1 protein-coding gene is annotated in these 1,052 nt (G+C 69.8%); it reads left to right on the forward strand.

What is annotated here, in order from left to right; genetic code table 11:
* Nucleotides 1-876, forward strand: an 876-nt coding sequence (locus ACZ5CR_RS47245; protein WP_468870254.1) for a glycoside hydrolase family 38 C-terminal domain-containing protein, incomplete at its 5' end; no start/stop codon positions are given.
* Between the last annotated feature and the right edge of the window lie 176 nt (nt 877-1,052).

The following is a 1,052-nucleotide window of genomic DNA, read 5'->3' on the forward strand; positions in this document are numbered from 1 at the left end:
CGCGACACCGTGCACGACCTGCGGGAGGCCGAATCGGTGACCCTCGCGGACAGCGGACCGCTGCTCGCCTCCGTCCGCGTCGAGCGCAGGTTCGGCAGTTCAGTTCTGGTCCAGCACCTGGAACTCACTGCTGAGAGCAGGCAGCTCACCGTGCGCACGGACATCGACTGGCAGGAGCGGGACACCGTCCTCAAGGCCGCCTGGCCGCTCGACGTCCACGCCGAACACGAAAGCGCGGAGATCCAGTTCGGCCACGTCCGGCGCCCCACGCACGAGAACACCAGCTGGGACGCGGCGCGCTTCGAACTGTGGGCCCACCGGTGGGTCCATGTCGGAGAGCGGCACTGGGGAGCCGCCGTCCTGAACGACTCCACCTACGGCCACGACGTGGGCCGGGACACCCGCGACGACGGCGGAACCACCACGACCCTGCGCCTGTCCTTGCTCCGTTCCCCGCACAGCCCTGACCCACAGGCGGACCGCGGGCGGCACACCTTCACGTACGCGCTGGTCGTGGGCGCCGGAATCGAGGAGGCGATCGCCGGGGGATACGCACTCAACCTGCCGCTCAGGCCCGCCTCCGCAGCGGTGACCGCGCTGGTCTCCGTGGACAACCCCGATGTCGTGGTGGAGTCGGTGAAGCTGGCCGACGACCGCACCGGTGACGTCGTGGTCCGCCTCTACGAAGCATGCGGTGGCGCGGTGTCGGCGACCTTCAGGGCGAACTTCCCGATCGTCCGGATCAGCGACTGCGACCTGCTGGAATCCCCGCAGCAACAACTGCCCCCGGCCGCCGACTCCGAATCCACCGTCCTGCGGATGCGTCCCTTCCAGATCCGCACCCTGCGGCTGCACCGAACGGGGGAGCGCGTGTAGAACCCCGCCTCCCACGGCGGCCGCACCCGGGCCGCTGATCGCCCCTGACCTCTCGCAGCAACAGGAGACCCACTGTCATGCACGACGACCGGAAGCTGGTCGAAGCGCGTCTGGAACGCGTCCTCAACGAGCGCATCCGACCAGCCATCCACCCCGTCACCACCCCCCTGGCCGTG

It is taken from the genome of Streptomyces sp. NPDC031274, assembly GCF_055570235.1.